The organism is Paenarthrobacter sp. UW852, from assembly GCF_024608385.1.
Taxonomy (GTDB): Bacteria; Actinomycetota; Actinomycetes; order Actinomycetales; family Micrococcaceae; genus Arthrobacter.
The window spans coordinates 50243-76161 of the sequence record NZ_JAMSGY010000011.1 but is presented as its reverse complement, the minus strand read 5'-3'; the positions used below and the strand labels follow the sequence as shown (position 1 = coordinate 76161).

At 65.2% G+C, this 25919-nt stretch carries 30 protein-coding genes; 5 read left to right on the top strand and 25 right to left on the bottom strand.

The genetic code is table 11. The features are described 5' to 3' along the window. The first annotated feature begins 52 nt into the window (after nt 1-52). Both NEK97_RS17525 and NEK97_RS17520 read left to right on the top strand, forming a co-directional pair. Nucleotides 53-1114, top strand: a complete 1062-nt coding sequence (locus tag NEK97_RS17525) for an ATP-dependent DNA ligase (protein WP_257371035.1) — start codon at nt 53-55, stop codon at nt 1112-1114. Next, nucleotides 1101-1922 carry a hypothetical protein gene (locus NEK97_RS17520; RefSeq protein WP_257371034.1) on the top strand — a complete coding sequence of 274 codons (822 nt, stop codon included), beginning with the start codon at nt 1101-1103 and terminating at the stop codon, nt 1920-1922. The genes NEK97_RS17525 and NEK97_RS17520 overlap by 14 nt, the downstream gene beginning before the upstream one ends. A 70-nt stretch (nt 1923-1992) precedes the next feature. Here the strand turns inward: NEK97_RS17520 and NEK97_RS17515 are convergent, their stop codons facing one another. From NEK97_RS17515 to NEK97_RS17435, 17 genes are all read right to left on the bottom strand, one after another. Continuing rightward, the gene (locus tag NEK97_RS17515) at nt 1993-2250 is read right to left on the bottom strand and encodes a hypothetical protein (protein WP_257371033.1); all 258 of its coding nucleotides are present in this window, start codon (nt 2248-2250) and stop codon (nt 1993-1995) included. Next, entirely contained in the window at nt 2247-2588 is a 342-nt protein-coding gene (locus NEK97_RS17510; protein ID WP_257371032.1) for a hypothetical protein, read from the bottom strand. Before NEK97_RS17510 ends, NEK97_RS17515 begins: the two co-directional genes overlap by 4 nt. Before the next feature lie 54 nt (nt 2589-2642). Beyond that, nucleotides 2643-3149 carry a hypothetical protein gene (locus tag NEK97_RS17505; protein WP_257371031.1) on the bottom strand — a complete coding sequence of 169 codons (507 nt, stop codon included), beginning with the start codon at nt 3147-3149 and terminating at the stop codon, nt 2643-2645. Beyond that, a complete protein-coding gene (locus tag NEK97_RS17500; RefSeq protein ID WP_056387433.1) occupies nt 3142-3513 on the bottom strand; it encodes a hypothetical protein in 372 nt (123 codons plus the stop codon). Before NEK97_RS17500 ends, NEK97_RS17505 begins: the two co-directional genes overlap by 8 nt. A 157-nt stretch (nt 3514-3670) precedes the next feature. Next, nucleotides 3671-3973: a hypothetical protein gene (locus NEK97_RS17495; RefSeq protein WP_257371030.1), complete on the bottom strand. Its 303-nt coding sequence runs from the start codon at nt 3971-3973 to the stop codon at nt 3671-3673. A 221-nt stretch (nt 3974-4194) separates the two neighbouring features. Then, the gene (locus NEK97_RS17490) at nt 4195-4479 is read right to left on the bottom strand and encodes a hypothetical protein (protein WP_257371029.1); all 285 of its coding nucleotides are present in this window, start codon (nt 4477-4479) and stop codon (nt 4195-4197) included. Further along, nucleotides 4476-4739, bottom strand: coding sequence for a hypothetical protein (locus tag NEK97_RS17485; RefSeq protein ID WP_257371028.1), 264 nt, complete (start codon nt 4737-4739; stop codon nt 4476-4478). The genes NEK97_RS17490 and NEK97_RS17485 overlap by 4 nt, the downstream gene beginning before the upstream one ends. A gap of 2 nt (nt 4740-4741) precedes the next feature. After that, complete coding sequence (locus tag NEK97_RS17480) at nt 4742-5443, bottom strand: hypothetical protein (protein WP_257371027.1); 702 nt, start codon at nt 5441-5443, stop codon at nt 4742-4744. 36 nt (nt 5444-5479) lie between these two features. Beyond that, nucleotides 5480-6421 (bottom strand): hypothetical protein, encoded by a 942-nt coding sequence (locus tag NEK97_RS17475; RefSeq protein WP_257371026.1) that lies wholly within the window; start codon nt 6419-6421, stop codon nt 5480-5482. A 62-nt stretch (nt 6422-6483) separates the two neighbouring features. Continuing rightward, on the bottom strand, nt 6484-7104 hold the full coding sequence (locus NEK97_RS17470; RefSeq protein WP_142938885.1) for a hypothetical protein: 621 nt from the start codon (nt 7102-7104) through the stop codon (nt 6484-6486). A gap of 107 nt (nt 7105-7211) precedes the next feature. After that, nucleotides 7212-10001, bottom strand: a complete 2790-nt coding sequence (locus tag NEK97_RS17465; protein ID WP_257371025.1) for an ATP-dependent helicase — start codon at nt 9999-10001, stop codon at nt 7212-7214. Between the two features lie 328 nt (nt 10002-10329). Further along, on the bottom strand, nt 10330-10533 hold the full coding sequence (locus NEK97_RS17460) for a hypothetical protein (protein WP_142938883.1): 204 nt from the start codon (nt 10531-10533) through the stop codon (nt 10330-10332). Between the two features lie 106 nt (nt 10534-10639). Next, complete coding sequence (locus tag NEK97_RS17455) at nt 10640-12574, bottom strand: AAA family ATPase (protein WP_257371024.1); 1935 nt, start codon at nt 12572-12574, stop codon at nt 10640-10642. A gap of 148 nt (nt 12575-12722) precedes the next feature. Continuing rightward, nucleotides 12723-14414 carry a hypothetical protein gene (locus NEK97_RS17450; RefSeq protein WP_257371023.1) on the bottom strand — a complete coding sequence of 564 codons (1692 nt, stop codon included), beginning with the start codon at nt 14412-14414 and terminating at the stop codon, nt 12723-12725. A 103-nt stretch (nt 14415-14517) separates the two neighbouring features. After that, nucleotides 14518-15762, bottom strand: coding sequence for an AAA family ATPase (locus tag NEK97_RS17445; protein ID WP_142938880.1), 1245 nt, complete (start codon nt 15760-15762; stop codon nt 14518-14520). Between the two features lie 218 nt (nt 15763-15980). Further along, the gene (locus NEK97_RS17440; protein ID WP_257371022.1) at nt 15981-17012 is read right to left on the bottom strand and encodes a hypothetical protein; all 1032 of its coding nucleotides are present in this window, start codon (nt 17010-17012) and stop codon (nt 15981-15983) included. A gap of 136 nt (nt 17013-17148) precedes the next feature. Further along, the gene (locus tag NEK97_RS17435; protein WP_257371021.1) at nt 17149-18099 is read right to left on the bottom strand and encodes a hypothetical protein; all 951 of its coding nucleotides are present in this window, start codon (nt 18097-18099) and stop codon (nt 17149-17151) included. Nucleotides 18100-18270: 171 nt separating this feature from the next. Between NEK97_RS17435 and NEK97_RS17430 the strand changes: the two genes are divergently transcribed. Beyond that, nucleotides 18271-18828: a LysM peptidoglycan-binding domain-containing protein gene (locus tag NEK97_RS17430; protein ID WP_202979322.1), complete on the top strand. Its 558-nt coding sequence runs from the start codon at nt 18271-18273 to the stop codon at nt 18826-18828. A gap of 70 nt (nt 18829-18898) precedes the next feature. Here the strand turns inward: NEK97_RS17430 and NEK97_RS17425 are convergent, their stop codons facing one another. The 7 genes from NEK97_RS17425 to NEK97_RS17395 form a co-directional block, all read right to left on the bottom strand. After that, complete coding sequence (locus NEK97_RS17425; RefSeq protein WP_257371020.1) at nt 18899-19240, bottom strand: hypothetical protein; 342 nt, start codon at nt 19238-19240, stop codon at nt 18899-18901. Next, nucleotides 19233-19529, bottom strand: a complete 297-nt coding sequence (locus NEK97_RS17420) for a hypothetical protein (RefSeq protein WP_257371019.1) — start codon at nt 19527-19529, stop codon at nt 19233-19235. Before NEK97_RS17420 ends, NEK97_RS17425 begins: the two co-directional genes overlap by 8 nt. A gap of 216 nt (nt 19530-19745) precedes the next feature. Next, on the bottom strand, nt 19746-20381 hold the full coding sequence (locus tag NEK97_RS17415; protein WP_257371018.1) for a hypothetical protein: 636 nt from the start codon (nt 20379-20381) through the stop codon (nt 19746-19748). A 61-nt stretch (nt 20382-20442) separates the two neighbouring features. Next, the gene (locus NEK97_RS17410; RefSeq protein ID WP_142938874.1) at nt 20443-20850 is read right to left on the bottom strand and encodes a hypothetical protein; all 408 of its coding nucleotides are present in this window, start codon (nt 20848-20850) and stop codon (nt 20443-20445) included. 140 nt (nt 20851-20990) lie between these two features. Next, the gene (locus NEK97_RS17405) at nt 20991-21629 is read right to left on the bottom strand and encodes a hypothetical protein (RefSeq protein WP_256248800.1); all 639 of its coding nucleotides are present in this window, start codon (nt 21627-21629) and stop codon (nt 20991-20993) included. Next, nucleotides 21626-22747, bottom strand: coding sequence for a hypothetical protein (locus NEK97_RS17400; protein WP_257371017.1), 1122 nt, complete (start codon nt 22745-22747; stop codon nt 21626-21628). Before NEK97_RS17400 ends, NEK97_RS17405 begins: the two co-directional genes overlap by 4 nt. Next, nucleotides 22747-23304, bottom strand: a complete 558-nt coding sequence (locus NEK97_RS17395; protein WP_142938872.1) for a hypothetical protein — start codon at nt 23302-23304, stop codon at nt 22747-22749. The genes NEK97_RS17400 and NEK97_RS17395 overlap by 1 nt, the downstream gene beginning before the upstream one ends. A 125-nt stretch (nt 23305-23429) precedes the next feature. Between NEK97_RS17395 and NEK97_RS17390 the strand changes: the two genes are divergently transcribed. Next, nucleotides 23430-24119, top strand: coding sequence for an SDR family NAD(P)-dependent oxidoreductase (locus tag NEK97_RS17390; protein WP_160147647.1), 690 nt, complete (start codon nt 23430-23432; stop codon nt 24117-24119). 2 nt (nt 24120-24121) lie between these two features. Next, nucleotides 24122-25207, top strand: a complete 1086-nt coding sequence (locus NEK97_RS17385) for a hypothetical protein (protein WP_257371016.1) — start codon at nt 24122-24124, stop codon at nt 25205-25207. On the opposite strand, the gene NEK97_RS17380 is transcribed toward NEK97_RS17385, so the two are convergent. After that, complete coding sequence (locus NEK97_RS17380) at nt 25204-25893, bottom strand: bifunctional 2-polyprenyl-6-hydroxyphenol methylase/3-demethylubiquinol 3-O-methyltransferase UbiG (protein WP_257371015.1); 690 nt, start codon at nt 25891-25893, stop codon at nt 25204-25206. The two genes, NEK97_RS17385 and NEK97_RS17380, sit on opposite strands and share 4 nt — an antisense overlap. Nucleotides 25894-25919: the final 26 nt, after the last annotated feature.

Sequence of the window (25919 nt, the reverse complement as noted above, 5' to 3'; positions counted from 1 at the left end):
TTTGCTGTGACGCTTCCCGGTGCTTGGTGCTGTATCCCGCCGGGAGGAAGCCTTGTTTCCACCCCTGCTTCGCTGGGCTTACGCTGTGCCCACGATGTTCGAAGGTTTGCCGGCCGCCCTGCATCCTCCTGTTGCCCTTGCTTTGGCCAAGGCCGTGGAGTCGATACCACGCGGTGACGCACTGTCCGGCGGCTCAGTCTTTGAGATGAAGTTCGACGGTTTCCGGGCAGTGTGCCTGGTCGGTTCGGATGGGGCGTGGCTCTACAGCAGACAGGGCAAGGATCTGAGCAGGTACTTTCCGGACGTGTTGGCTTCCGTGCGTGAGCAGATCCCTCCGGGCTGTGTTGTCGATGGCGAAGTTGTGGTGTGGTCCGAAGGGCGGCTGGATTTCGATGCGCTGCAGATGCGCCTGGTGAGCTCAAAGGCGGCTCTGGCGGAGCTCGTGATGAAAAGCCCTGCCTCGCTGATCGCCTTCGACGTCCTGGCAGTGGCGGGGCAGGATACCCGCGGGCTTCAATTCCGGGACCGCCGGGCTCTGCTCGAGGAGCTGGCGCGCGGGTGGGTTCCGCCACTGCATCTGTCACCGGTGACCCGCGACCGGGCCCTGGCGGCCACGTGGTTCAGTGACATGACCGCCACGGGCGTGGAAGGAATTGTGATCAAGGGTGAAGGGCAGACGTACGAGCCCCGGCGAATTTGGCTGAAGGTCAAGAGCAGAAGCGCCCTTGATGTGATTCTTGCGGCGGTCATAGGTCCCATGGCGCACCCGCGGGCAGCGGTGGTGGGTTTGCCGGTACACGGACGGCTGCGGATTGTCGGCCGGTCCACGTCCTTGACGGCTCGTGCGGGAAGGGATCTGGCCACATATCTTCGTCCTCCCCGGGGAAGGCATCCATGGCCGGAGGAAATCAGCGAACGGGTGCTGGACCGCTTCACCAAGGAGGGCGGCACCCCTCGCTTGACTTTGGTGGAGCCGTTGGTGGTTGAAGTCTCGGCCGACATAGCCTGGTCGGGTCAGGCATTCCGGCTTTCAGTCCGCCTCATGCGGGTCAGGCCTGAGTTGTCGCCGACGGAAGTATCCCTCCCGGAAGGCTTCCAGCGTGCCTGGCGATAAAGAATGTAGCCATGTGAAGAATGGAGTCATGCGACGAGAAGATGAACCTGAAGAGTTCGAGATTGCCGACTCGTATTTTCAGGAGCTGAGGACCTGGCTGGGCTTCCGGGATTCCCACGAGGCGTGGATCCCGGAAGCCGGAAGCCGTCTGGCGCAGGACGATGGGCTCATCAAACCCCACCAGGCGTCGCACAACATCGCCAATGCGGTAGTCAGCGCGATCGATCATTTGCACGCGCTGGACAGCATCATGCTTGGTGCCGGAGCATCACATACTCTCGCCCCGTTCTCGCTGGTCAGGGCAGCCATTGAGTGCGCCGCACAGGCCGCCTGGATTTCAGCGCCAGAAGAACAGGCGACCAGGATAGTTCGTTCGCTGTCTCTGTCGCTGAAGGTAGCCAAAAACCGCGAGACTGCGTACAGCGAACTGGCACGTCGCCATCCGAATCTTCAGGGAACGCTTCCGGACTTCGACAGCGACAAGGCGCAACTGCAGGCTATTCTCGATGCCTCCGGGGCCGCTGGAAAGTTGATTCTCCCCAGCAGCACGCACATACTCACGCAGGTCCGCGACCTGGTGCCCAGGACGTCCGCCTTGTCCGTATGGCAGCTGTGCTCGGGTTTTGCCCACGGCAGGCGCTGGGCCGCGGATGCCGTGCTGAAGCCGGCTCAGTCAACTTCTCTGCCGGATGATGTCATCGCCAAGGAAAACCGGCCGACCATGAGGCTGCTTGTCTGGGCCCTTACCCCGGCTATGGATTTGATCCGGTACAGCCTCGAGCGGCATTCCGAGCTGTCGCGGGCCTAAGCAGCCAATTTGTACTCGCTGAAGCAAGAATCGGCGGCCGGAGCGGGTTCTGCAAAAGATGCCGCGCGACTCAGTTATCCGCGATGGCGAAGATCACGACAATGATGATGATCGGGATGAGCAGCACGCCCGCGCCGGCGGCGAGGTGCTCCCAGCTGAACGGCGAGTTGAGGAAGGCGATGAAGCCATCCCACAGGCTACGGACGGAGCCCACGGCCCAGGCGAAGAAGCCGGTAGCCCAGCCGATGACGGCGGTGACCGAGACTCCGCTGAGCGCGCACAGCCCCACGATCGTTCTGGTGTTCCTGAGCATGGACAGTCCCCTCATTTCCGGTCCTCGAACAGCAGGTAGTAGAGCCCGACGTGCGGGATGACGAGCACGGCGAAGGCCAGCCAGGCCCGCTTCGGGTCCTCGATCACCCATGTGATCCCGTCTTTGACGGGTTCGGCGTACGCGAGCACCGGCGCAAGAACATCGGTGCGGAAGACCACATGGAAGATGCCGTAGGCCATTCCCAGGGCGATCGCCAGGGCAAGGCTCCGGCGGATTGTCAGCTGCGCCCGCGGGCTCATCCCCCGGCGTGGTTCCGCGACTGCCGGATCCCAGGTCTGGTGGTCCGTGTCGTAGTCGTGCATCACTTCATCCCGTCTCCATTGAATCATCATTCATGTCCATTCTATGAGAAAGGCTGAATGACGAACAGAAACGAGGCCCAATGGTCAGTCGAACTCGAGGTCTGCACCGACTGGTGCGGGTGTGTCGAGCCCCCTGCCCGCCTGCGGGGCATGGTTCTTCGCCGCGGATGCGCGGCGCTGGGCGGCGAGCTGGTCGAGGGTGACCCCGACGGGCCGCCCGAGGCGCTGGCCGGCTGTCCGGTAGACCTCACTGTCGCGGCGTGCGCCTATGGCGACGATCTCGCGCCGGGTGATGCCGCCGGGCGGCTCGGGCCTGACGTCGCGTGAGACGATGCGCAGCGGCGGCTTCTCATGGGGGTCCGCACCGACGTAGGTTGTGTCGCAGTCGGAGAGGTCGGCAAAGCGGGAGTCGTAGTCCAGCGGCTTAGTCGGGTGACGGCGGCCGTTGAGCCGGTGGAGCATGACGATGGTGGCCTCAAGGAGCGCCTCGTCCCGGCTGTGCGCATTCTTCAGGGCGCGCTGGTTGAGCCGTTCGATGTCCTGGCGGGCCCCGGGGCTGAGATGGACCTTGATCCGCAGCCCCTCAGTCATCGTCGAGCACCTTGCGGATCATTGACCGGGCGGGTTCGCCCAGCTCATCGCCAAGCTCATCGAGGGTCAGGCCGGGCTCCTCGGAGGCGTCGGAGGCACGGATGCGGCGGGAGAGCTCCGCCTGGAAGGCAGTCTCGTCGGCGTGGACCCGCCGGAGCAGGTCGACGAAGTCGGCGAACGGGATCACGGCGGCCTCGGGGACGTTCCCGTCACCGAAGATCAGGGGCTCGGCATCCCCGGCGCGGAAGCGCTCTAGCAGGGTGCCCAGGTCGGCGGCGGTAATCTTCTGGGTCGGGGCGACGTTCACGGAGAACTTCGGCAGGGAGCCCTCGCGCGGGGCCTGGGGGGTCTTGTCGTCAGTCATGGTTCCAGTCTATTCGTGGTCGAATGGGATGCCAGTGCCTCATATTCCACCATTCCTGATGGACACTGAGTCGCTGGGGAATGGCGTAGCGGGGCAGTTGAAGAGAAGCAGGCCCGCGCCCTGCGGCCCACTGCGGGTCGAGGGCGCGGGCCATGCATCAGAACTCGCCCGAGCCGGGCTGGACGTCGAACACCGGCACGCCGAGTGCCTGCCAGGCGCGGATCACCCTGGGCCGGTCATCCAGCGCGAGCCGGACGTCCCACCGCCCGCGGATGAAGGCCTCGTAGATCTCGGGCTTGACGATGTCGTCCGGCCGGCGGTCGCCATGTCCGCGCATGAACAGAGGGCAGCTGGCAGTCCACTCCCCCACATGTTCGATGAGCCAGGCGTAGGTCGCGCGGCCGACGTCCCAGCCGTTTGTCGTCCATGACCGGCCTGCCGGAGCAGAACACGATCTCAAGTCCGGCAGCGTGCAGGGCGCGCACGGTTTCGATCACTGGCGGGTTGGGCAGGTCCCAGGGGACGAGCCGGTACTCGTGGTGTCCCCTGATGAAGCGTCCGTCGGGAAGGGTGTGCGTTGCGACCGTCCCGTCGATGTCGACGATCACGGCCGGCGAGAGGACCGCGGCCGCAGCAGTGCTGATTTCTGTCATGGTGGGTCCCTCCTTCCGGGCGGTGAGGCTATTCAGTAAACGGACGCTCGGCCTCGACGTCGAGCGGGACGATCGTCCCGAAAAGTCCTGCAGCATGCTGTGACCCGTGCGGGACTGCCAGCAGGTCGGGACCATCGGGCATGACGCCGGACTCTCCGCATGTGGGACACGTCCATGTCCAGGCGACAGGCGCGTGCACAACGCGCCTGTCGATGATCACCCAGTCGAAGCGGTCAACCCAGTCTTCGCGGCCGAGAGGCTGGCAGAGATCGGCGTCGAAGAGCGCATCGGGCACTGGTGTCCGGCTGCTCATCGCACTCCTTCTTCGGCCGGTGCGGGACCGGGCTGGGCCACCCAGTACTCCCCGAGGGGCTGGATGGTCCCGTTCTCATGGCCATGGCAGGTCAGTTCGAGAGAGCCCGCCCATTCGTGGGGACCCTGGGTGATCGCGGTGCCAGCCGGCACCTGCAGCGGAGCGTGGTCGTGGCCGTGGTAGTCGCGGCAGGCCGACTCGTCGTCGTTCACGAGCTTGAGGGCGCAGCACGCGCAGAGGATGAAAACACCGCTGGCCAAGGTCAGTCCCCGCCTTCCTGGTTGTCGTACTGGCTGACATAGCCGATGAGAAAGTTGTCGTCGACCGGATCGAAGCCGTGCCGCTCCGTGAACTCCGTGTGGTACTCGGCAGGGTCCCGGTCTCCCGGGTGCGGCCGGACGGAGCCGATCGCGTTGGCGATCCACTCCAGTTCGTCGGCACCGGACCACTCCGGCTTGGTGCCGAGGCCGAGGGCAATGGCGTCGACGATGTCGGTGTCGGTCACAGGTCCGGGGTTGCCGTTGGTCCGGGACAGCGGCCTGCGGCAGTCGGGGATGAATCCCATGGCAAGCAGGACGGTCACCGGCAGGTGGTGGGCGTGCCAGATCGCGTCGGCGGCGTCGGTGGGGGAATCGCCCGAGGAGAGTCCGCCGGAGAGGTACAGCCGGTAGCCGGCGACCTCGATGGTGTCCGTCTCGCTGGAGTTCAGCGCCTCTTCGAGCTCGTCGATGACCCTGCGGCCGACGCGTTTGATGACCTCCGGGCTCGGCTCGCCCTCGGCGTCCAGGTGCATGTCGGGGTCGAAGTCCTCGACCAGCTCCTCGAGCTGGGACTCGGGGTCGTCGAACCGGAACGATTCAGGGTCCGCGGTCTCCTCGACCATCAGGCGGCCGCGTTCGAAGTCGATCGGCTTGGTGCGGTCGGCCGGGACGGCGATGGCCGCGGTGAGCATATCGGCGCTCATGGGTTCTCCTTGGGTCGGGATGTGGGTGGGGTCGGCTCAGGCGGCGGATTCCTGTGTCTTCGCGGCGGCGTGCTCGCGGTAGAGGCGCACAGCCAGGTCGACGCAGTAGCAGGTGAACAGGAAGTGGATGTCCCAGTCGCGCAGGTCCCACTCCCAGGTGTCGGAGCCGACGGTGTCCTCGTGCTCAGCCAGCCATTTGTGGGCCTCCGACTCGCTGTCGGCGTGCCAGCGGGCGTCTTCGATGATTTCCATGCGCCGCTCGGCAGGGGAATGTCGTGGGACCTCGATGTCGGCGATCTCCATCCAGTTGTGTTCCTCTGTGAGCCGGTCGAACTTCTCGTCGGGGATGCCGTCGGTGCTCCAGAGGGCAGCGCGCGCGGCAGCGGCCGCGTTCCGGCGCTCGTGGTTCAGCACGGTGCCGGTGGCCGCGAGGTGCTCCTGGGCAGCCCAGTGGGCCTCGAAGAGCGCCAACTGTGCGTCCCCGTCAAGGCCGCGCAGTTCGTGCAGGCGCGCCAGCAGCGCCAACTGCTGATGGTGGACCTCCTGGGCCTCGGTGCCGAGTCCCTCGCTTTCTTCGAGGTGCTCCCGCACCAGCTGGATGAAGAGATCCGGGTCGTACTGCTTTACTTCGCGGGAGCGGCCGCCGCAGAGCTTCTCGGCCCAGTAGCGGAAGTCGATGCTTGGCGCACCGTCGGAGTAGTAGCCCTCGCTCTTGCCGGCCGACGCGAAGAACCCGATCATGTCTGGTTCTCGGGTGAACATGTAGCCGTCGGCGATGTCGCCGCTGGTGGCCAGGTGGCCGGGCCAGGTGGTGACGTCCCAGGACCACATGCGGGTCCCTGAGGCCTGGATCCTGAAGTGGCGGTAGAGATCCTCGTCGTGCAGAACGACGAGGACGTGCTCCCGGGTCTGGGCGAGAAAGTCGGCGTACGTAGGGGCGTACGGGTTCTCGGGCTTGACGGTGTCAGGTGCGGACATGGCGGGTCCCTTCCGGGTCTGCTGGTCAGGGTTGTGGTCGGGGCCGTCCGCTCGGGCGGTGCTCAGAGGATCGGCAGTGGCCGGCCGGAGGGCTTGTAGTGGCCGTCGGCCTCGTCGAGTACGGCCTCGGTGAGGAGCACGGTGGCGGGCATGAGGAACGCACCCACGAGCGCGGCGAGGCGCTGCTCGTCGGCCAGCACCCGCTCGGGGATGCTGCCGCGGGAGCTGAAGAACATGTCGGCACGCTCGATGAGGCTGGCCCGGCGGGCCTCTCTGGAGGTGAAGTGCTCGGCGACGGTCTGTCCGGGGCCGTACTCGGTGATCACCGAATAGAGCGCGGCGGGAACCTCGGTCTTCTTGCGGGTTGTGCTCACGTAGACCTGGACGCCCCATCGGCGGCAGAGCTTGGCGATGGCGTTAACCACGCTGTCCGGGGCGCTCTCCCACTGCCCGGAGCTGGACTGGTACAGCTCGTGCACTTCGTTCGCGGCGGAGGCGTCGATTGCGCCCAGGACGACGTCCGAGGCGGTCAGCAGCTGCGCGCACATGCGCAGCCGGAATGCTGGCGAGGGGTAGTGGTCGTGGAAGACGATCCGGTCGTCGTGGCAGATGACCAGGTCGTAGGCACTGTCGGGGCCCGGCACGAGCTCCTCTGAGCCGGCCTGGATTCCAGTGGCGGTCATGGCGTGCTCCTTCGAAGCTGCATTGGCTGTGTTTATGGGATGGGAAGCAGGAGGCGCGGGCGCTCCGACCTCTCGTGGAGGTGGAGCGCCCGCGCCGGTGCCGTCGGTCAGACAGCTTCTGCGACCTGCTGCTGGTCGCCGGCGGTACCGGCGTCCTCGTCGTCGACCAGAAGGGTCGGGTCGATGCCCGCAGCGCGCTGCGCGTTCTTCTCGTCACGCTCGGTGAGGGCGTTGACGATCTGTTCGTAGCTGCTCTGGATCGGCGGGTTCTTCGCCGTGCCGTAGGAGAGCACGTACTGGCTCTTCATGGCGCGCGTGAACGCGACGTAGAACATCCGCTTGGTGTCCTGGGTCATCTTCGCGTCCTCCTTGTAGAGGACGACGACGTTGTCGAACTCGAGGCCCTTGGCACCGTGGATCGTCGAGACGACGAGATCGGCCTTGGACTCGAGGTTCTTCCGCTTGCGCTCCTGGTTCTTCTGCTTGTTCACGTTCAGCTTCTGCTGGTTGCGCGTGATCTCGAAGGACAGGAGGTTGTCGCGGAGCCGGTCGAAGAACACGTTCGCAGGCAGACTGCCCTGGTTGCACAGGGCCACCCAGCCGTTGATCGCGGCGCTGTTCTCGACCCACCACTCGGAGATGGTGCGCAGGATTGCCTTCTCGACGTTGACGTTTCCGGCATTCTTCGTCAGCTTGCCCATGTTGTCCTTGATCCCCTGGGAGACCACGAACGAGGCGTTGGCCGGCTGCACCTGCAGGACGTCGTTCCAGAAGAACTTGATGTACTTCGAGAAGATGTCCGTGGCGTAGACGCGGTCGCTGACGAGCGAGGCCACGTGCTTATTCGGGTAGGCCTTCTCGAGCACTTCCTGGATCAGCGCCACCTCACGGCGGGCGTAGGCCAGGAAGGCCACCTGCTCGCCGCGGTCCAGGCAGGCCTGAACGTACTCCGGGATCACCGTGTTGCGCACGAGCGGCTGCAGGTCGTTGGCGATGAAGCCGGTCAGGCGGGCCACCTCGTGGTAGTTGAGGGTGACCTTCTCCTGGAAGGAGTCGGCCGTGGGCACCGCCAGCGAGTTGGCCTGCAGCTGGATGTTGGCGAACTGGTTGGTCTCCAGACCGCCAAGCACGACGTTCGCGAAGTCGAGAATCTCCTGGTTGCTCCGGTAATTCGTCGTGAGCCGGAAGGTTGCGAAGACCCCCGAGCCCTCCAGCGTGTTGAGCGCCCTCGGGTTGGCCGAGCGGAACTCGTACAGCGTCTGGCTGGCGTCGCCGACGATGAACAGCGACTGGGCGTGCTTGGTGATGTACTTCAGCACGTAGATGAACTCGAAGACCGAGTTGTCCTGGACCTCGTCGATGATCAGGTACTTGCTCTGCACGTGGGCAGGCTCGGACATGTCATCGATCTTCTGGTAGCAGATGATGATCTGCAGCTCCAGCGAGGTCTGCTCGATGCGGTCGAGCAGCGCGATCACCTCGTCGAAGTGGTTCTCGACGAAGGTGTTCAGGGCCGTGAACGCGCCGGTCTTGTTCTGGTCGACCTCCAGCAGGCGGTGTCGGAACGTCGCTGCGAACTGGCTGTTCGGGTAGAAGATGTCGATCGAGTTGATGATCGTGTCGATGGCCGAGACCTTGTGGGTCGGGTGGTTCATCGAATAGATGTCGATGATCATCTTGGCGATCGTCATCGAGCCGACGTTCGGGTTCTTCTCCGTGATGTTGTCGGCGGCGGCGTTGGTGAACGACAGGACGGTGATGTCGCTGGCGGGCACCCCGCAGGTCTCGAGGTACTTGATGCGCTCGAGGATCACGGTCGACTTGCCTGTGCCCGCGCCGGCCTGCGTCATCACCAGCGGCTCGTGCGTGCTGAGCGCGTCGAGCTGCTGCTTGGACAGGTGCGGCGGGAACACCGCCGCCGTGGCTGGCTGCGGCGGCGTGATGAGCTGGCCCTTCATCCGCTCCAGGTGGTCGAGGGTGTGGTTCATCAGCAGGCTGAGGTTCTGCTTGGACAGCTTCGCCGCGATCGGCGCGGAGAACGTGGTGTCCAGCTGCTGGTGGATCCGGCGGTACGCCTCCAGCGGGACGTTGTAGTTCTCCAGGTAGCGCAGCTGCACCGCGAGCATGTTCAGCTGCTCCTCGGTGGGGCTGGCCGGCATGTCCTGCACGTACTGGCAGACCGTGTCGGAGATGGCCTCGGAGTCCCAGATCCGGGCCAGGCGCGTGATGCGCTCGTAGATCGGGTACTCGTCCATCCAGTCGGCGAGCTTGTCGAGGTTGGTGGCACTCAACCCTGCGGCCGAGAGCACATCTTCGATGAACTCACGGGCGTTCTCGGCAGGGCTGGTGTCCCACTGCAGGAACACCGCCGCGTCGTGGTTGCCGTAGCCGACGGAGCGGGACACCGAGACGGCGCGCTCGGGCTCAGCCACGCCCTGCTTGAGGAAGTAGAGCTCCAGGCGGTACTGGATCACCAGGTCGCGGCGAATTTTGTCGCCAGCCTTGTCCTCGTACACGGTCAGGGCCTGGGGGGTCATGTCGAAGTGCACGTCCCAGGAGTTGGCCGGCGTCGGAAGGTCGAGCTCGAAGCGGTCGTCGACATGGGGCACCGGGAGCGTGAACGAGCCGCCCGAGAGCAGGGATCGACGTGTGATCGGGGCAAGCGGCACCAGCGCGGTGGTGAGGTCGTGGTGGGTCGAGCTCTGCTTGACCTCGATGTCGCGGTCCACCGCGTAGGCGGTGTTGGTCGCAGTGTTGATCGGCCGCAGGCTCTCGTTGAGCAGGCCGGTCTTCTTGCCGGACCCGGTCAGACGAGAGGAGAAGAACTTCGGGTCGACGGTCTTCTGGGCAGCAACGGCGGCTGCGGAAAGGTCGATGTCGTCAAGCAGGATAGGCATGGTGTCGTCTTTCTTCGAACGAATCAGTAGGCAGGTCGAGAGGGTTTATCGAATGGGAGCCGTATAGACCATACTCACAGGAGACGAATGGTCAGTCGAATGCTCTTAGACGAGCGCTTGGGTCACGGGCGCGGGCATGAGAGCGGGAGGGCTCGCCTCTGGCGACGAGCCCTCCCGCACTCCTCTCAACCCACCCGTCAGGGGCCGTGAGGCCCCTGAATCCGGGCGCAGCGGCGTCAGCCGCGCGGACCCGGACACCGCGCGCTACCCAGGCGCGCGGTCGTTCATCGCAGGCTCACCTCTTGGGTAGGCCCGGCGGGAAGCACCTTCAGTCGGCGTTCCAGGGATTGGCCTTGGTGACGGACCCCGAGGGGTCCACCTCGACAAGGCCGAGCATGAGCACGAGATCACGGCAGTCGGCCGCGTCCTCGGAGTGGGCGGAGACCAGCAGCCGTGCGTCGTCGCAGATCTGCTCGCTCCTGTCTTCGGGCTGTGCTGCACGGATGGTGGTGTGGGTGGTCGTGATGGTCATGGCGGTGACGTCCTTACTTCCTGTGGTGGAACGCGATGCGCGTACGCACGAGCACCCCCACCCCGGTATCCGGGACAGGGGTGCTCGAACGCAGTGTGGTGCCGGATCAGTCGATGGACAGTGCTTCCGGCTCGTCGGAGACGGCGGCCGCAGGTGGTGCGGACGGGACTGGCGCTGCCTGGGCGGCGAGCAGCCGGTCCTCGATCCACACGCGCACAGCCTTGCCGGCCGGACGCGCACCCTGGGAATCGACGTAGGTCTCCTCGGCGACGGCACGCAGCTCGTCGTCGGGGATCGACGCGGGCAGTGTCTGGCCCAGGCGGGGCCTGGCGTCCAGGATCCGTTCGCGCTGGCGGCTGTACTCCGCCGCGAGGATCTCCCGGTAGGCCTGCTCGTCGACCGGGTTGAAACCCACGACGAGTGAGAACCGCCCGAGCAGCTCTGCGTCGAAGAACTGAGCCAGCTCCTTGGTCAGGGACCGGTGGGAGACCGCCGGCGGGGCCGAGCCGAAGCCGACCGGCTTGCGGTTCAGGGCTTCCCGCGCGGCGTTGGTCGTGCAGATCACCAGCGCCTTGGAGAAGTCCAGCACCTTGCCGTGGGCGTTGCGGATGTAGCCCTCGTCGAAGGCCGAGAGGAACAGCCGCTGCACGGCTTTGTCCGCTTTCTCGAACTCGTCGAGCAGGATCACCCGGTGGGGGTTGGACTCGAGCGTGTCGAATGGCAGCTCGCGGTTGGAGTCCGAGCCCACGTAGCCGGGAGGTGCCCCGACGATCTTCGCGGTGTCCGAGGGAGTGTGGAACTCCGTCATGTTCAGGATGATCGGCTCGGTGCCGGTCATCTGCTCCGCAATGATCTTCGCGGTCTCGGTCTTGCCCACGCCCGAGGCTCCGGCGAGCATCCAGGTTGTCGGGGTCGACGTCGGGAACAGGTCCAGCTCCTCGCGGGCCAGGCGGTCCACGAGTTTCTCGAGCACGTCGGCCTGTCCGCGCAGGCGGCCCAGCAGGGTCGCCCGGAGGGTTGCGACGTCGAACTCCGGGCGCTGGGCGTTTCCGGTCATCAGACGCTTGGCCACGTCCAGGACGCGCTTGGTAGTCAGCGGCACCTGCGGGATCGACCGCAAGGTGTTCACGAGTGCCGTGTCTCCGGCTGCCTCGGCCTGGACGATGAGCTTCTTCTGCTCCAGCACACGGTCGGCCATCGCCCGGTCCAGCAGCGTGATGGCGCTGTCGGGGCGGTGCTGCCCGGCACGGGAATTCTCCTCCGCGATCCGGACCGTCTCCGCCAGGACATCGTCGGAAACCGCGATCTGATGGCGGTAGTGCGCCACCAGGCCCGGCCGGACGCTGCCGAGCACCGTGAGGGTTTGCTCGACGGTCAGTTCGTCGACGATGAGCGGGGTGAAGCGCCGCGCGAAGGCAGGGTCGTCGTCGAAGGCCCGGGACTCGGTGGAGGTGGTGGCACCGATGACGCGCATGTCGCCGCGGGCCAGGGCAGGCTTGAGCACCTGCGAGACCTTTCGCAGCACTGAGTCGGTGTGGGAGGTGGATCCACCGGTGATCTGGTGGATCTCGTCCATGAACAGGATGACCTTGTTCTTGGGGTCTGAGGCGAAGTCGATGACGGTCTGGACCTTCTCCTCCAGCTGCCCGACGATGCCGGAGCCGGCGACGAGGTTGGTGATGGGCAGCTCGTAGACGGTGAAGCCCTTGAGCTGGTCCGGGATGAGGGTGTCGCCCAGGGCGATCCGGCGGGCGATGTCCTCGACGATCCGGGTCTTACCAACGCCGGCGGAGCCCTTCAGGAGCACGTTCGGCTTGTTCCGGCTGATCAGGACGGAGAGGACCTGCTCGATGAGCGCGTCGCGGAACATCGTCGGGTCAGCGTTCTTGAACTTCTCGTTGTAGTCGACGAGGAGCTCCTTGACGGCGTCGTCGGACTGGCCGCCCTGGCTGGGGATGCCGCCCATGGGCGGGAAGCTCGGAGGCGTGCCGCCGCTGTTTGCGTCGTCGTCGGAGCCCGACGTGAAGTTGTTGAGGCCCATCGCGGGTCCCTCCTTCGGTGGGGTTCGCCGGGCGGCGCGCTGGGTGGGCGCGCCGGGATGCCTGGCAGGGTTACGGGTAGGTCTGAGGGAGGAGGAGACGCCGGCCGGTTCGGCCGGTCGGCGTCTCCTCCATGGCTGGAGGGCAGGGTCAGAGGACCATGCCCAGCAGCTTCTGCCGGATGCTCGGGTCGATGTGCTGCATGCCGTTCGCGTACGCCTCGGCGGAGCGGACCATGTACTTCCAGTCCATGGCCGAGCACGGGGCGTAGTAGAGGTTCGCCGGGTGCTCCTCGCGCCTGGACGGCGGAGGCCACTCGAAGTCGGTGATCATCAGCGACAGCTGGCGCTTGCGCTTTGGCGAGGCGTTGATGTAGTCCCAGATCTGCTTGAACTCCGTGCCGCCGGTGACCTTGGGCACTTTCCGGAACTCATTCCAGATCTGCCGCGTCGACTTGTTCTCTACTTTCAGCAACGTTTCCTGGGAGAGCATGTGGCTGAACGAGTTGAAATACAGGTTGACGTTGAGCTTCTTGGCGATCTTGATCAGCATCAGCACCGCCTCCTGGTAGTTCTCCTCGGAGATCGATCCGGAGGTGTCGATGTAGATGTGCAGGTCTGGCATGTACTGCACCGAGGTGATCCGGCCGGGCTTGTTGAAGTCGTCCGGGTTGCGTCGGTTGGCCTTGAGGAAGGTCGTCTTCGTGGTCCGGTAGATGTTTTGCGACTTGTTGACCTTGCCCATGCGCTTGAGCACCCGGGTGATGTCCTTGAACAGGTCCAGCTTCGTGGGCGGGGCCTTGCGGAACTTTACCTGGGCCGAACGCGAGCCGGGCTGGCCCGGCTGCTGCCGTGCGCCCATGGCAGCGGCCCTGGCAGCTGCCCGCGGGAGCGAGGTCAGCTTGGACAGCGCGGCGTTGGAGACGACTTTCACGGGCGAGGCGAGGGACTGGTTGATGAGGTTCCACTCCCCCGTTACCTTCGCGGCGGTGGCGCGGGCGTGGGCCTCGACGTTGACCAGGACCAGCGACCGCGGGCAGAACAGCTCCCCGACGGTAAACGGCATGATGCCGGTGTCGAGGGCAGCCGCGCCTGTTGAGGCGGCCTTGCGCCGCTGGTCGACGTAGGTCATCAGCATGCGAATGACCAGCCGGGCGAAGGAGAACTCGTCGTTGCCGTCGGAGTCGTCCTTGCGCAGAAGCAGCGACTCGGTCAGCCCCTTGAGCGAGAGGTTCGCGAAGTCGTTCAGCAGCCGGAGGGTGTCTGCGGGCATGGCGTTCGCGCCGGCCATCGCCTGCACCTGCTGGTTCAGCCAGATCTTGAAGCCGTCGAAGGCGGCAGAGGACTGGAACCAGAAGCCGAGGGTGTTCGGGTGGTAGGTGTAGGCGACGGAGGCGAAGAAGGCGCTTTCGTCGGCCGAGCCGGCGAGCAGGCCCTTGGCCGCGGGGATGACATCGTTCTGGGCTGAGTACAGGACCCGGGCTGACGGCGCGGGCCACTTGTTTTGCTGCCCGGCCTGGACGGCGAACAGCTCACCCACCGGCAGGGGCGTGCCCTGGTCATAGCTGACCAGGGTCTGTCCGAGCAGCTCCTTGGCGTTCTTTTCAGCGGCCGGGTCCATCGTTTCGCCGAGGCAGCGCATGACGATGTCCAGGACGTCGCCGGTGATGTCGTGGCCCGAGCCGTCGACGATGCTGGCCGGAGCGCTGGGGTTCAGCGGCTCCAGCAGCGGGTCGACCAGGACCTTCTGGATGGCCGGCATGGGGTCGTAGTCGCCCGTGCACGAGATCGTGTGCAGGGCGTCGAGCACCGCCGGCTTCTGGTTCGTGACGGTGATCGTCATCGTGGTCTCCTATTGCAGTCTGAGGCGACGGGTGTCGTGGGGTGGCGGGGAACGCTCCGGAACGGAGCCGGTGGCATCCCCCGCCGCCCGGTGCCGGGTCGGCTCAGAGGAAGGCCGACAGGGACGGCTTGACCGCGGCCACGATCGGCGAGTCGACTTCGAGGAACGCCTCCAGGTTCTGCCGGTCGAACTGCCCGGTGGTCACCAGCTCGAACAGGGTACGGGTGTGCTCCGGTTCGATCTGGACGGCCGCCTGGGCCAGCTGCTCGATGAGGCGGGAGTTGTCCTCCTTCTCCTTCATCGCGTAGAGCAGCGAGCCGGAGACCTCGTTTTGGGTCAGGCCCGAGATCTGCGCGGCGAGGTCGGTGACCGTGCCCGCGGACTTGAGGGTTGCGTAGCAATTCGGCTTGGGCACGTTGACGCGGTTGTGTGCCGGGCCGCCCGAGTTCGAGGCAAGGTCTTCGGCGATGACCGCCACGAGCTGGGTGGTGAACATGGTGTCGCCGGTGAATGCCTCGATGGCCTCGTTGAGCAGTGAGGTTTCGCGGCTGCCAATGTGGACCGGGGTCGCGAGGTGGCTCGCCAGTTCCTGGCGGTCGACCTTGTTCAGCCACCGTGAGAGGTGGTCGATGGTGCGCGGCGTGGTGAGCTGGTTCATCTCCTCGCCGCCGTCGAAGAGCTCGGCCATGGTGACGTTGCCGTCGTCATCGTCGTCGTCGCGGCCGTCGGCCACGATGGCGTTCGGCGTCGACTTCTGGAAGATGAGTCCGGGGTGCTGGGTGAGGACCTTCTTCACCCAGGGGTTCAGCGCGTCGCCGAGGACGGACATCAGGGTCGCTGCGTCGGGCTCGACGTGGAAGATCGCGAAGCGCGAGAGCGAGGCCTCATCGAGGGTCGTGACGTTGCCCTTGTCGTTGCCCGCCACGACGAGGCGGACGTTCTCCGGCAGTTCGATGTGGCCCATGCGTCGCAGGGTCACCAGGGTGAGCGCGCCGGAGGTCACGTCGGAGGTCGTGCGGTTGATCTCATCGAGGAAGAGGATCGGCCACTCGCGCGGATTCTCCAGCGCGTAGTCGATGCACTCCTGGATGACCTGGTGCGGGTAGAAAACCTGCTTGTAGGACTGTGTCCCGTCGCTCTTTTCGTAGGGCACCAGGCGCGCGCCGGTGAGGTCGGCCTTGTCGGCGAGCTGGTTGCAGGGCAGAACGAAGGCCTTGGTACCCATCGAGTAGGCGAGGGCCTCGACGAAGGAGGACTTGCCGATGCCGGGCTCGCCCATGAGTGCGGGCGTGGCCCCGACCTCGAGGGACTGCTGGATCAGGGTCGTCAGGGTGTCGTTGAACTTCATGGGAATGTCTTTCTGGTCGTGGGTGAGCTGTGAGCAGGTGAGACGGGGAGACGGACCCACGGCAGGGCTGAGAGCCGTACGGGACATGTCGGAAGCAGGGCCACAAGGCCCGGTGACGGGGCGGTCGGGCTCAGAAGCCCACCGCCTCTCCATCCCCGATCGGGCTCCGCCCGATCCAGTCTTTGTTCCACCGCCAAACCGATGGGCAACCCGGGAGGTCACCCCGCTTCGGCGGTGGCCTCCCGTGCCGCTACGAGAGCCGCAGCACGGTCCAGCAGGAAGGGCCTGCCGTTACGCATCTGGGCGTGCTTGGGCCGCGGCTCGATGACCGCAAGTGAGGTCTTGTACAGCAGCCAGGCCTCGTCACCGGAATAGAACTGCGCGCCGAAGGACCGGTAGGTGCGCAACGGCAGCTGCATGCCGGTGTAGAGCACGCCGAGCACCGAGAACTCCCAGCGGGAGCGGTCGTTGTCGAAGTCCTCGGGTGTCTTCAGCCGGTCGCGGGAGCCGGCCAGTGTCTGCTCGACGATGGCCTCGGCGTACGGGATGTCGGGCATTTCGCCGTCGGTGCCGACAGCGGTCGAGGGGATGCTGATGCTCGGCTTGGCTTTCGCTGCCAGCTCCGCGTACAGATCCTCTACCGAGGAGAACCGGCCCGAGGACGGCCGTGCTGCAACGTGTTCGACGATGCGCTGCGGCACCGGATTGCGGGTGAAGGTGCACCAGTGGTCCAGGAGGATCTCGTACCAGCCGTGTTCCTCGCGCAGGACGCGCTTGTCAGCGGCAATCGGGAAGTCGTGGAGGTTGGCGGGCAGCGGGGCGACCAGGTGGAAGCCCCGGCCCGACATCGACAGCTCCGAGTACAGGATTCCGGGCAGGCGCAGAATCTCGGCGGCCACGTCTGCCGGGCAGCCGGGTTCCACGTCGATTACCACCAGGCCGTCCGAGGGTGCCTGCAGGTAGAACGCCGCGTTCGCCGCGTTCGGCAGTGTGTCGGCGAGTTGGTCGAGGGTGAGCAGGCAGGTCGCGTCCAGGGCGAACGCTCCGCGCAGGGGGCCTGCATGGCGGCAGCCCGCATTGCAGCCGTCGAGCAGGTGCCGGACGTCAATAGGTGCCTTGCGGCCGGTGTCTTCGTCGTCGAGCTCGCCGAGCCTTCCTGAGATGGTCCAGCGGCAGGCGGTCGCCAGGGCGCGGATCGCGGGGTTGTCGTAGAAGCTGGGGAAGATCGCGCGGGGATCGACGGCGGTCACATCAATGCCTTCTTGTCGGGAGCGGATGAAAACAGAGCCGCGTTGCACCGCGGCTCTGAAAGACGAGACCCCCGTACGGCGTGGATGCCTGCACGGGGGTCTCGTCTGGGGTTCGGTCGGTCGGATCGGCTTTAGATCAGCCCTGGTAGGTGATCCCGGCCTGCTGGGCATCGCCGGAACCGCCCCACGGGCCCTGGCCGGCGGGAGCACCCACGGCCGAGCCCGCATTCTTCAACTCGGCGTTTTCACGCTCGAGGCGGGCGAGCTTCTGCTCGGGCGTCTCCTGCTGCGGCTGCACCGCGGGGACCGGGGCGGGAACCGGAGCCGCGGGAGCTTCCGGAAGCACCGCGACCGGTGCGGTGGCGACCTGCGTGTGCACCTGGGCCGGAGTCGGTGCCGCGACTGGAGCCGCGACGGCGGGCTGCGGGGCCGGGAAGGACAAGCCGTCCTCGACCTCGGTGGCGACCGGCTCCTCGCCGTTGCCGACGGCGGAATCCGTGCCCGGCTGGGCCTGGACCGCGCGGGGCGGGGTGTTGAAGACGATGCCGCGGGCCGCGAGCTCGCCACTGGCGACGCCGCCGGCGTTGTAGTAGCGCGGGGTCTCGTGCATGATCACCTGGTCGAGGGACAGGCCGCGGTTGGCGAAGTTCTTCGGCTTGTAGACGCGCAGCACGAGCGTCACGTCCAGTCCCTGTGCCAGCTCCTGGCCGGAGGTGTCCTGGTCGTAGGTGCCATCGCCCTTCTCGGACGGGATCGCGATGATCGGCAGGTTCGTGCCCTTGGAGTCGATCGAGTAGTTCGCGCCCGAGGCTGGGTTCTTCTTCGAGGTGTAGCGGCGCTCGGAGACGAACTGCTCCTCGACCGTGGGGTTCGCCGGGTCGGCGAACTGCACCTCGGCCTCGGTGATCGTCGCCGTGGTGTGCGGCTTGCCCACGGGGCTCATGCCGTTCTGGACCTTGCGCTGGTCGCTGGCGGCGAGGGCGGCACCCTCGATGAGGCTCGTCAGCCGGGCGAAGGCGAGCTTGCCGCGGATGAAGACGCTGGTGCCTTCGGTGAGCTGGTTGGCGGAGATGGCGTAGTTGGCCATGGTGGCGGGTTCCTTCTGTTGAGTGATTCGATGGTTCGTGGCGGCCTGTCGGACTGATCTATGACTCGTCTATTCCTTCTCCTATTCTATCAAGATGCACTGGACTACGAGTAGAATGTGCATGAGGACTCGAATGGTCGGAAATGGCGAGCAGGATAGAGAGGGACAGGGATGACGGATACGATGCACAGGCCCGAGGAGAAGGTCGCTGATGCGGCTCCCCCGGCCCGGGTGGCGGTGCAGCGGAGGGACCGGCTGGGGCCTCTCGGGTATGGCGGTGGACCGGTACTGGCGGCTGGGCTGATGGCCGGCGGGGCGCTGTTGTTCGCAGGCTGGGGCGCGACGCAGCTCCTCACTGCTGACCGGAGCCCGGCGAGCAATGCGGCGGCAGCTTCCCAGCACGAGGAGGGCACCGTGACGGTGACCCTGCCGGACCGGGACCGCAACGGGGTCCCGGACGCCTTCGAGGACAAGGCCGGCGACGGGGGGTCCACGGACGGTCAGGGTTCGGGCACCTCGGCGTCGGGCAAGGGTGACGAGGACAAGCCGGCACAGCTCCCCGAGCCGAAGCCTCAGCCGCGGGTTTACGTGATCCAGTGGGGTGACACCCTCACGGAGATCTCGGCGGAGACCGGAGTGCCGATCGGGACCCTGGTCGAGGAGAACCGGATCCAGGATCCGAATCTCATCTATGCCGGCGCTTCTCTGCTCATTCCGCCCACGGCGTGAGAGCAGGCCTGGGGCCCGGACAACGCTGACCTTCAGCGCTGTTCGGGCCTCTTGCTGTGTCCGGAAACGGTCAGACGGCGGGTCCTGCAAGCATCTGCTGCAGCGACCGCAGCCGCAGCAGCTCTTCCTGCATGCGGGTGACGTCGTCTGGCTCGTAGTCCTGGGGATAGTCGAGCTTGTACTCGCCGAGCAGCTCGATCTTCGCCTCGACGAGTCCGTTCAGATCAAAGCCGTAGACAATTGCCTGGGCAAACTGGAGAAGGCCTTTTTCGTAGGGCACGTCCGCACCCAATGCCCAGCAGAGTGCCTCGAAGCAGCTTTCGTCGTCGTCTACGGTGATACCGTGGGCGCTGATGACGCTATTGGCGGCTTCTTCGGCGGCATCCTTGATGGCGGCGCTTGCATCAGTCATCGCCTTCGCTCTCTTCTTCCTGCCGGACGTTGCGGGCAGGCGTCTGGATGTCGAGCCAGATCTGCATGGCCTCAAGGACTGTGGAGGCTTTATCCTGCTCATCGAGCTTGATAAGGGTCGTCCACCCAAGTTGTGTGAGCGTTTCGACGGTGTATTCGCCGTGGTTGAGCTCGAGAACCCGGTACAGTCCTGATCCAGGGACTTCGTAAATGGTCTGACCGGCTCGATGGGTTTCACGCAGCCGCTCGTACTTGACTGGCAGCTGGGCTGCGCGGAGAGGGACGGTCATGGGCTACTCCTGTGGGTCGAGGCTCTTAAGAACAGACGATTCGGTAACGGTGGCCGCGCCGCGCACCGCGCGGCTGCGACCACCACGGAACGACCCCCGGGACCGGCGTGAGCCGGTCCACGGTCTTTCCACCGGTTCCCCCGGGACGCAAAAGACCCCGCCTCGGCCGAAGCCGGGCGGGGTCGATCGAACGCCAGAAGAAGTGTTGCGTCGCTCTCAGGCGGCGTCGGTGTCGGCCTCACCGGGATCCTCGGCAGCGTCGTGCTTGTCAAACAGGAAACCCCGGGCCTGGCCGCTGGCCATCATGTCTCCGAGGTGCGCCAGGAGCACCGCGCGCTGCGTGGTCCGGCGGTCCTCCAGCGGGTCGTAGTCGCGCAGGGCATCCAGGTTGACCACCCAGCCGTTCTCGCGTTCGACGGCTTCCTCAAGTTCGGAGCCAGCGGCGACGGTCATGCCGGTGAAGTCGTGGTCGAACTCGGGTGTGACGTCGAGCCGCTGTGTCGGGTCGTCAATGTAAAGCGTGTCGCCGAACAGCAGCCCGCCGGAGCGGTCGAAGGCGGCGAGAAAGACGCGGTCGGCGCGGGAGGTGTTCTCGACATGCACGGCGGCCACGGCGTCGTTGGCGAGAAAGTCCGTCTGGCTCAGACGGGCATAGGTGCGTGAGCGGGCTTCGTAGCACCACATGATCGACCGGGCCTCGTCGAATCCGCGGAACTCGTCGGAGGGGGGCTGCATATCGACCATCTGATGCTCCTTCACGGGCGTGATCACCTTAGTCCGGCGGGACATCACGATGTACGGAATCGCCGGGCTGTGGTTCCCATCCTGCCACAGGAGTGGAAAAGATTCCACTCAAATACCAAACGCCGGCACGAGGAAGACGTCCGCAGGGTGGTGGGACCCCGCGGCGGGATCAGTCTTGAGCGGAATCAGGGCTCTTGGGAGGGTCGTCGAGCTGCTCGCTCTTGCGCGCCAGTTCCACAATGGCCCGGATGCTGGCCAGTGCGCCGTCGCTGAGCCCGTGCACACGCAGGGCGATGGTGCGCTCCTGCGGGGTCAGCTCCTGCTCGGTGGCGCTGTCTGGCTCGTTCTCCTCCAGGAAGTAGGACAGGGGGACGTCGAAGGCATCGGCCAGGGCTCGGAGGTGCTGCAGGCGGGGATTGTGGGCCTCCCCCTTGCGCAGTTGCTGCAGGTAGCTGAGCGACATCGAGGAGATGCCGCGCTGCTCCATTCTCTGGACGATTTCCTGCAGGGTGACGGGGCGACCGTGTGGTCCCGCCGTCTCCGCGAACAAGCGTTCTAGTCGCTGGGCGATGGTCACGGAGCTGGATCCTCCTCGTGATTTCAGACATGAAGTCATCGAGGCGAACGGTGCACGCGACGACACCTTCATACTAGTGGAAGATCTTCCAATGCGGTGGCATCGGCACATTTCCGGTTGCGCCGGAGCAGCGGGCAGTCCTAGCCGGCCGTGGGCATGTACGCACTGGCTCCGAGCATCACGGCGGCCGCCAGGCCGGATCCGAGTGTGAGCTCGAGGCGTGTGTGGTGCTTTAGCTTCAGCCGGGCGAAGGCGACCACGGGCAGCAGGGTTGGGAGGGCGAGCAGCCACCAGGGCGAGAGCAGCATCGCTGCGAGGACGACGAGGGAGGTGAAGCAGAACGCGTGCATGGAGACTTTCGGTCCCAGGAGGGTCACTCCCCCGGCAAGGACGAGCCCGGCAACCATCGTCGGCAGGATCCACAGCAGCGTGGGCGGTGCGTCCAGCAGCACCGCCGTTGCCATGCCTCCAAGCACAGACGCCACGCAGACCAGGAAGACCCACCAGCGTTGATCGCGCCGGGTGACGTGTCGGTCGGTGAGCTGCTCGCGCCGCACCGCGACATGGATGGTTGCTGTCGGGATCACTGCGCAGAAAGAGCCGATCAGGATGCCCCATCCGAGACCAACCCATGTATGCGGGTGGCCTGTGACGCCGCAGAGGACGCAGATGAGGAATACGGACACAGCGGGCGCGAACACGTCACTGAGGATCCGGGCGGCCCGGGTCGCAGGATCGCCGGCCGCGGGGATGCGGATTTTCGTTCCGTTCCCGGTCATCGCCCGTCCGTCCCATTCATGGCACTCATCGCCACTCGGATCTCGTAGAGGCTCTGCACAGAGGCGGCCAGGGTTTCGTCGTCTTTCAGCTTGAGCGTGCGGAGCCGGCTCAGGGCGAGTGTGAACCACCCGAGGCTGGGAACGGCGTTCTCGCCGCTGAGATGGCGCACCAGCGCCGCCGACAGGTGCGGATCCTCGGGGTGCTGCCTGTGCAGGGGTTCCAGTGCGGGGTCGTGGTCCTCGCGGATGAGTCTGAGCGCGTCGTGGGTTTCGATGGTGAGCCTTGAGAGCGTCATCAGATGATCGAACCCCTGCCTGTCTTCGGGCGGAAGCTTTACGTCGGGATGAAGAGTGGTGGTCGTTCGCCACAGAGGTACGACGACCTCGTGCGCGAGGCGGAGCGCGAGCCTCACCTGCGTTTCTATGCTGATGCGGCGGATGACCCCTGTTGCGAGTCCCAGGAAGAAGAAGCTGACAACGGTGACGAGGAGTTGTGTCCTCAGTTCAGTTCCGCCGACGACCGGACTGCCAAAGAGGTCCAGGAGTGATGAGCCGATGAACAGGGCAGATCCGATGGCCCCCGTAAAGACGAATGCAACCGGAAGGCGGGCGGAGAAGGGTTGGTTCTTCTGCGTCATGGTCCGCCAACAGCCGACGGCAACTACGGCAGTTGCCGCGGCGAATGCAGAGAGGTACAGGAAGTTGTAGGAGATCAGCGCCCAGGCCTGGCCGCGGGCAAGGGCGGCGTCGATGTCGACCCGGTCGTAGATGGTGCCGTCGGCATGGACGGGGATGAACCACACCAGCACGGCCTCGCCCAGGGCGATGATCCCGGCGAAGAGGTAGATGAACCGGGTTGCACGTCGTGAAAGCGGAGTCGCGCGGAACGTGAGGATGAGCAGCGCCACGGATACCTGGGCGGTCAGGATGGCAAGGCGCTTGAGGAGGTCGACGGCAGGTCCGTCTAAGGGCGGCTCCACGCCACGGCAGACCGTGGCCACGAAGAGGGCGGCACAGGTGACCCTGAGAAGGTTAACCCGGCGTCGGCGTCCTTGATACAGGGCAGAGACGATGATGATCAGGCCCATGGTGATACCGACAATGATGATCTCAGTCATCAGATCTCACCGTCCTCGTTTGATCCGGACAGGAAGGCGAGGACCTCGCTGCGTTCTTCCGATGCCCGCCGCTTCCGGTGCAGAGCATCCATCAGCCGCATGCCGGTGGTCTCGGCGCGCTTCTCCACCGGATCGTCGAACATGCTGCGCAGATGGGTGCAGTCGGTGTCGGCCCGGACGTCGCCGTGCAGGATATGGGCGAACTCGTGGAGGATTGTCTGCTCAATGTTGAGGGGCGGGAGCTCAGGGTCGTAGAAGACGTGGGCCACTCGTCCGATCACAGTGGTGAGGCCGCTGACCTCATGATGGCGCATCTCATCCGGGATGGGCCGTATCACGATCTCGAGGCCGCAAGCTGAGGCGATGGCTTTCCCGAGTGCTTCGAGGCTCAACTCGTTCGGCCAGTCGAAGAGGTCGAGCTGAGCGGGCTTCGGGGTGCAGCTGGTGGGACCGACCTTGGCAGCGCCTTTGCGCATCAGTCGGGCGAACAGGGGGTGACGGGGCTGGCCGTTCCGAGGCGTATTGGCGGTCGCAGCGGATGGAATGAAGGCAGGCATCAGCGTTCCTCAAAATAGCGAGAAGAGCGGACACCGCCTGTCGTTTGTCAACGAAGGGGTACAAGTCCAGTAAAGTTCCGTGTCACAACTTTACAACCTGGGAGGGTAAGAAAAAAATGAGCGACATGGGGAGAACTGCCCTGGTGATCGGTGCAACCCGTGGGATCGGGGCGGCCACGGCTCGAGCCCTGCTCTCCGCCGGCTACCGGACGGCGGGTACGCATCGTACCGGGGGGACCGTGCCCGAGGGGGTGCTCCCCCTCGAGATGGATGTGCGTGACGGTAATTCGATCGCAGCTGGCGTCAAGGCGGCTGCCGCCGACCTGGGTGGTCTGGATGTGCTCGTCGTCGCAGCAGGGATCACCCGCGACAAGCTGCTCATGCGGATGAGCGAGGAGGACCTGAGCGAGGTCATGCAGGTCAATGCGATCGGGCCGATGCTGGCCTGCAAGGCGGCCCTGGGGCCGATGCTGCGGCAGCGCGGCGGATCGATCGTGCTGGTTTCATCCATGTCCGTGAAGTACGGCGTTGTCGGCCAGTGCAATTACACTGCATCCAAGGGGGCATTGGAAGCGTTTGCACGATCGATGGCCAGGGAGTACGCAGCCCGGAACATCCGGGTGAACGTTGTTGCTCCCGGCGCAACTGATACGGACATGATGGCTGATGTTGCTGAGGAGGCACGGATGGCAATGCTGGAAGGAATCCCGCTGGGTCGGTTCGGGACGGCAGATGAAGTCGCTTCGGCGATCATTCACACCGCGGAGAATACCTACATGTCGGGGGCCACTGTGCAGGTCTCAGGCGGTATTTGATCATGCAGGTCCAGCTGGATGTAGGTTCCTGGGGCCTTTTCTGCGGAAGCGACGGCAAGCAGCTGGTTCTGGTGGACGATAAGCCCTGTGGTCCGGTCTCCGCTCGGAAGCCCACGCGTGCAATTCCCAGGCGTCTTCTACTTGATGAGAACCGCATCGCCCAGGTGATGCGCAGTGGCAATGTAATTTCCGAGACAGTCCCCCATGCGGACGAGCAGTGGGCAGTTGAGGTACGGCCCGTCTTCTCTCCACGTACCTCCACGGTGATCGGTGTCCTCGCCGGCGTGGCCAAAGCGGCTGATTCGCTTCCGGAACCACCGCTGGTCGGTGGCTGGGAATGGGAGATCGAGCGTGACGCCGACGGTCAACCAACACTGCGCCGGCGCACGTACTGGGACCGGAACCTGTTTCGTATCTATAACGTCGACACAAGCGTCGCCCAGCAGCGCAGTGGCTATTGGGAAGCCGGGGAATGGGCGAGCGAGCTCATCGACCAGTCCGACCGGATGCGCGTGAACAGCCTCATCCGCGACGGCATCCAGGACGGGCTGATGGGCGTAACGGGCAAGGTCCGGTGCCTGACCTACAACATCGTCACAGGTTACGGCACGGCTTCACAGGACCGTCGGCACATGCGCCTGGTCGGCGTGATTCCGCCGATCGAGCCCGATCACGACAAGATCTATCTGCAGGGCTTCAGTTACGAGGCCCCGGAGACTTTTCACGATATGGCCTTCGAGCAAGACGCCAATGCGGGGCGTGTGGACGACGTGCTTCGCGGAGTCATGGCCCTGGCCAAGGAACCGATGGCCGTCGTCGACTCTGCAACGCTGGATGTTCTTATGACGTCGCCATCGTGGCGTCGGGAAGACTTCGGGTATGTCGGCGGCCTTGGTGAATTTGCCATTGACGCTTCAGGTGAGTTGCACAGGTTCATCGCGGCTGCGGCGAGGGATACCGCTCGTTCTCAATCGATGGGTCTGGCGCTTCGCCGGGTCGACGGTTCCGTGCAGAATGTGCGCATCACCGCCACCGGAGTCAGGTCTGGGGCTGAAGGGCGGGATGCAGTCATCAGGCTCGACTTTTAGTCGAGTCCACCTGCCCCGCCGTTTCGCAACGGGTTTCGTGCACTGAACACCGCCACGGTACCGATGACGTCGACCTTCACTTGGTCGAAGCTTCGCCGCAGTGCAGCCTCAAGTCCTGCGGTGTCGTCTTCGCGGTTGTGAAAGATGCCCAGGCGGTTGTACAGGGCCATGAAGCCGCGGCCGATGAGGTTGTGGCTCACGCCACTGCCCAGGATGGTACTGCCGAACAGCACACCGTCAGCAGCGAGCCGCTCCCCTAGGTGTTTGAAAGCTACGCCCTTGTCCGACCAGGAGCCGGGAACGCAGTGGAAGACGTAGTTCGCCGCGATGGAATCGAACTGGCCGAGAGCCTCGGGGATCGGTTCGAGGACGTTCGCGGTCACACCTCTGGTGCTTACGTGGGTGTGGGCGAGTCTGGACGCTGCGTGCTCCACGCTGTTTTCGTTGAGGTCCATGAGTGTGATCTCAGCAGATTCGGGGAGGTCGGCATTGGCGAGGTACCAACCAGTGCCGGGACCGACATCGAGATGGCGCGTGCCGATGCAACGGTTGTACTGGTCTAGCATGAGCTGGCTGGGGCATCGCCAGGCCAGCGAATTGGAGAACTTCACGACGAGCAGGTCGTAGAAGCCCAGCACCGGCTTGCTGTAGATACCTGCGCCGCGGCGCACTTCCTGGTCGTTCATGTGATCGGAGCCTATCGGTCGAGGTC

Coding starts and splice junctions, on each gene's coding strand:
- NEK97_RS17515 (WP_257371033.1), bottom strand. CDS start 2,250: ATGAGGGGACTGTCCATGCTCAGGAACACCAGAACGATCGTGGGGCTG.
- NEK97_RS17510 (WP_257371032.1), bottom strand. CDS start 2,588: ATGATGATTCAATGGAGACGGGATGAAGTGATGCACGACTACGACACG.
- NEK97_RS17505 (WP_257371031.1), bottom strand. CDS start 3,149: ATGACTGAGGGGCTGCGGATCAAGGTCCATCTCAGCCCCGGGGCCCGC.
- NEK97_RS17500 (WP_056387433.1), bottom strand. CDS start 3,513: ATGACTGACGACAAGACCCCCCAGGCCCCGCGCGAGGGCTCCCTGCCG.
- NEK97_RS17490 (WP_257371029.1), bottom strand. CDS start 4,479: ATGAGCAGCCGGACACCAGTGCCCGATGCGCTCTTCGACGCCGATCTC.
- NEK97_RS17480 (WP_257371027.1), bottom strand. CDS start 5,443: ATGAGCGCCGATATGCTCACCGCGGCCATCGCCGTCCCGGCCGACCGC.
- NEK97_RS17475 (WP_257371026.1), bottom strand. CDS start 6,421: ATGTCCGCACCTGACACCGTCAAGCCCGAGAACCCGTACGCCCCTACG.
- NEK97_RS17470 (WP_142938885.1), bottom strand. CDS start 7,104: ATGACCGCCACTGGAATCCAGGCCGGCTCAGAGGAGCTCGTGCCGGGC.
- NEK97_RS17465 (WP_257371025.1), bottom strand. CDS start 10,001: ATGCCTATCCTGCTTGACGACATCGACCTTTCCGCAGCCGCCGTTGCT.
- NEK97_RS17460 (WP_142938883.1), bottom strand. CDS start 10,533: ATGACCATCACGACCACCCACACCACCATCCGTGCAGCACAGCCCGAA.
- NEK97_RS17455 (WP_257371024.1), bottom strand. CDS start 12,574: ATGGGCCTCAACAACTTCACGTCGGGCTCCGACGACGACGCAAACAGC.
- NEK97_RS17450 (WP_257371023.1), bottom strand. CDS start 14,414: ATGACGATCACCGTCACGAACCAGAAGCCGGCGGTGCTCGACGCCCTG.
- NEK97_RS17445 (WP_142938880.1), bottom strand. CDS start 15,762: ATGAAGTTCAACGACACCCTGACGACCCTGATCCAGCAGTCCCTCGAG.
- NEK97_RS17435 (WP_257371021.1), bottom strand. CDS start 18,099: ATGGCCAACTACGCCATCTCCGCCAACCAGCTCACCGAAGGCACCAGC.
- NEK97_RS17430 (WP_202979322.1), top strand. CDS start 18,271: ATGACGGATACGATGCACAGGCCCGAGGAGAAGGTCGCTGATGCGGCT.
- NEK97_RS17425 (WP_257371020.1), bottom strand. CDS start 19,240: ATGACTGATGCAAGCGCCGCCATCAAGGATGCCGCCGAAGAAGCCGCC.
- NEK97_RS17420 (WP_257371019.1), bottom strand. CDS start 19,529: ATGACCGTCCCTCTCCGCGCAGCCCAGCTGCCAGTCAAGTACGAGCGG.
- NEK97_RS17405 (WP_256248800.1), bottom strand. CDS start 21,629: ATGACCGGGAACGGAACGAAAATCCGCATCCCCGCGGCCGGCGATCCT.
- NEK97_RS17400 (WP_257371017.1), bottom strand. CDS start 22,747: ATGACTGAGATCATCATTGTCGGTATCACCATGGGCCTGATCATCATC.
- NEK97_RS17395 (WP_142938872.1), bottom strand. CDS start 23,304: ATGCCTGCCTTCATTCCATCCGCTGCGACCGCCAATACGCCTCGGAAC.
- NEK97_RS17390 (WP_160147647.1), top strand. CDS start 23,430: ATGGGGAGAACTGCCCTGGTGATCGGTGCAACCCGTGGGATCGGGGCG.
- NEK97_RS17385 (WP_257371016.1), top strand. CDS start 24,122: ATGCAGGTCCAGCTGGATGTAGGTTCCTGGGGCCTTTTCTGCGGAAGC.
- NEK97_RS17380 (WP_257371015.1), bottom strand. CDS start 25,893: ATGAACGACCAGGAAGTGCGCCGCGGCGCAGGTATCTACAGCAAGCCG.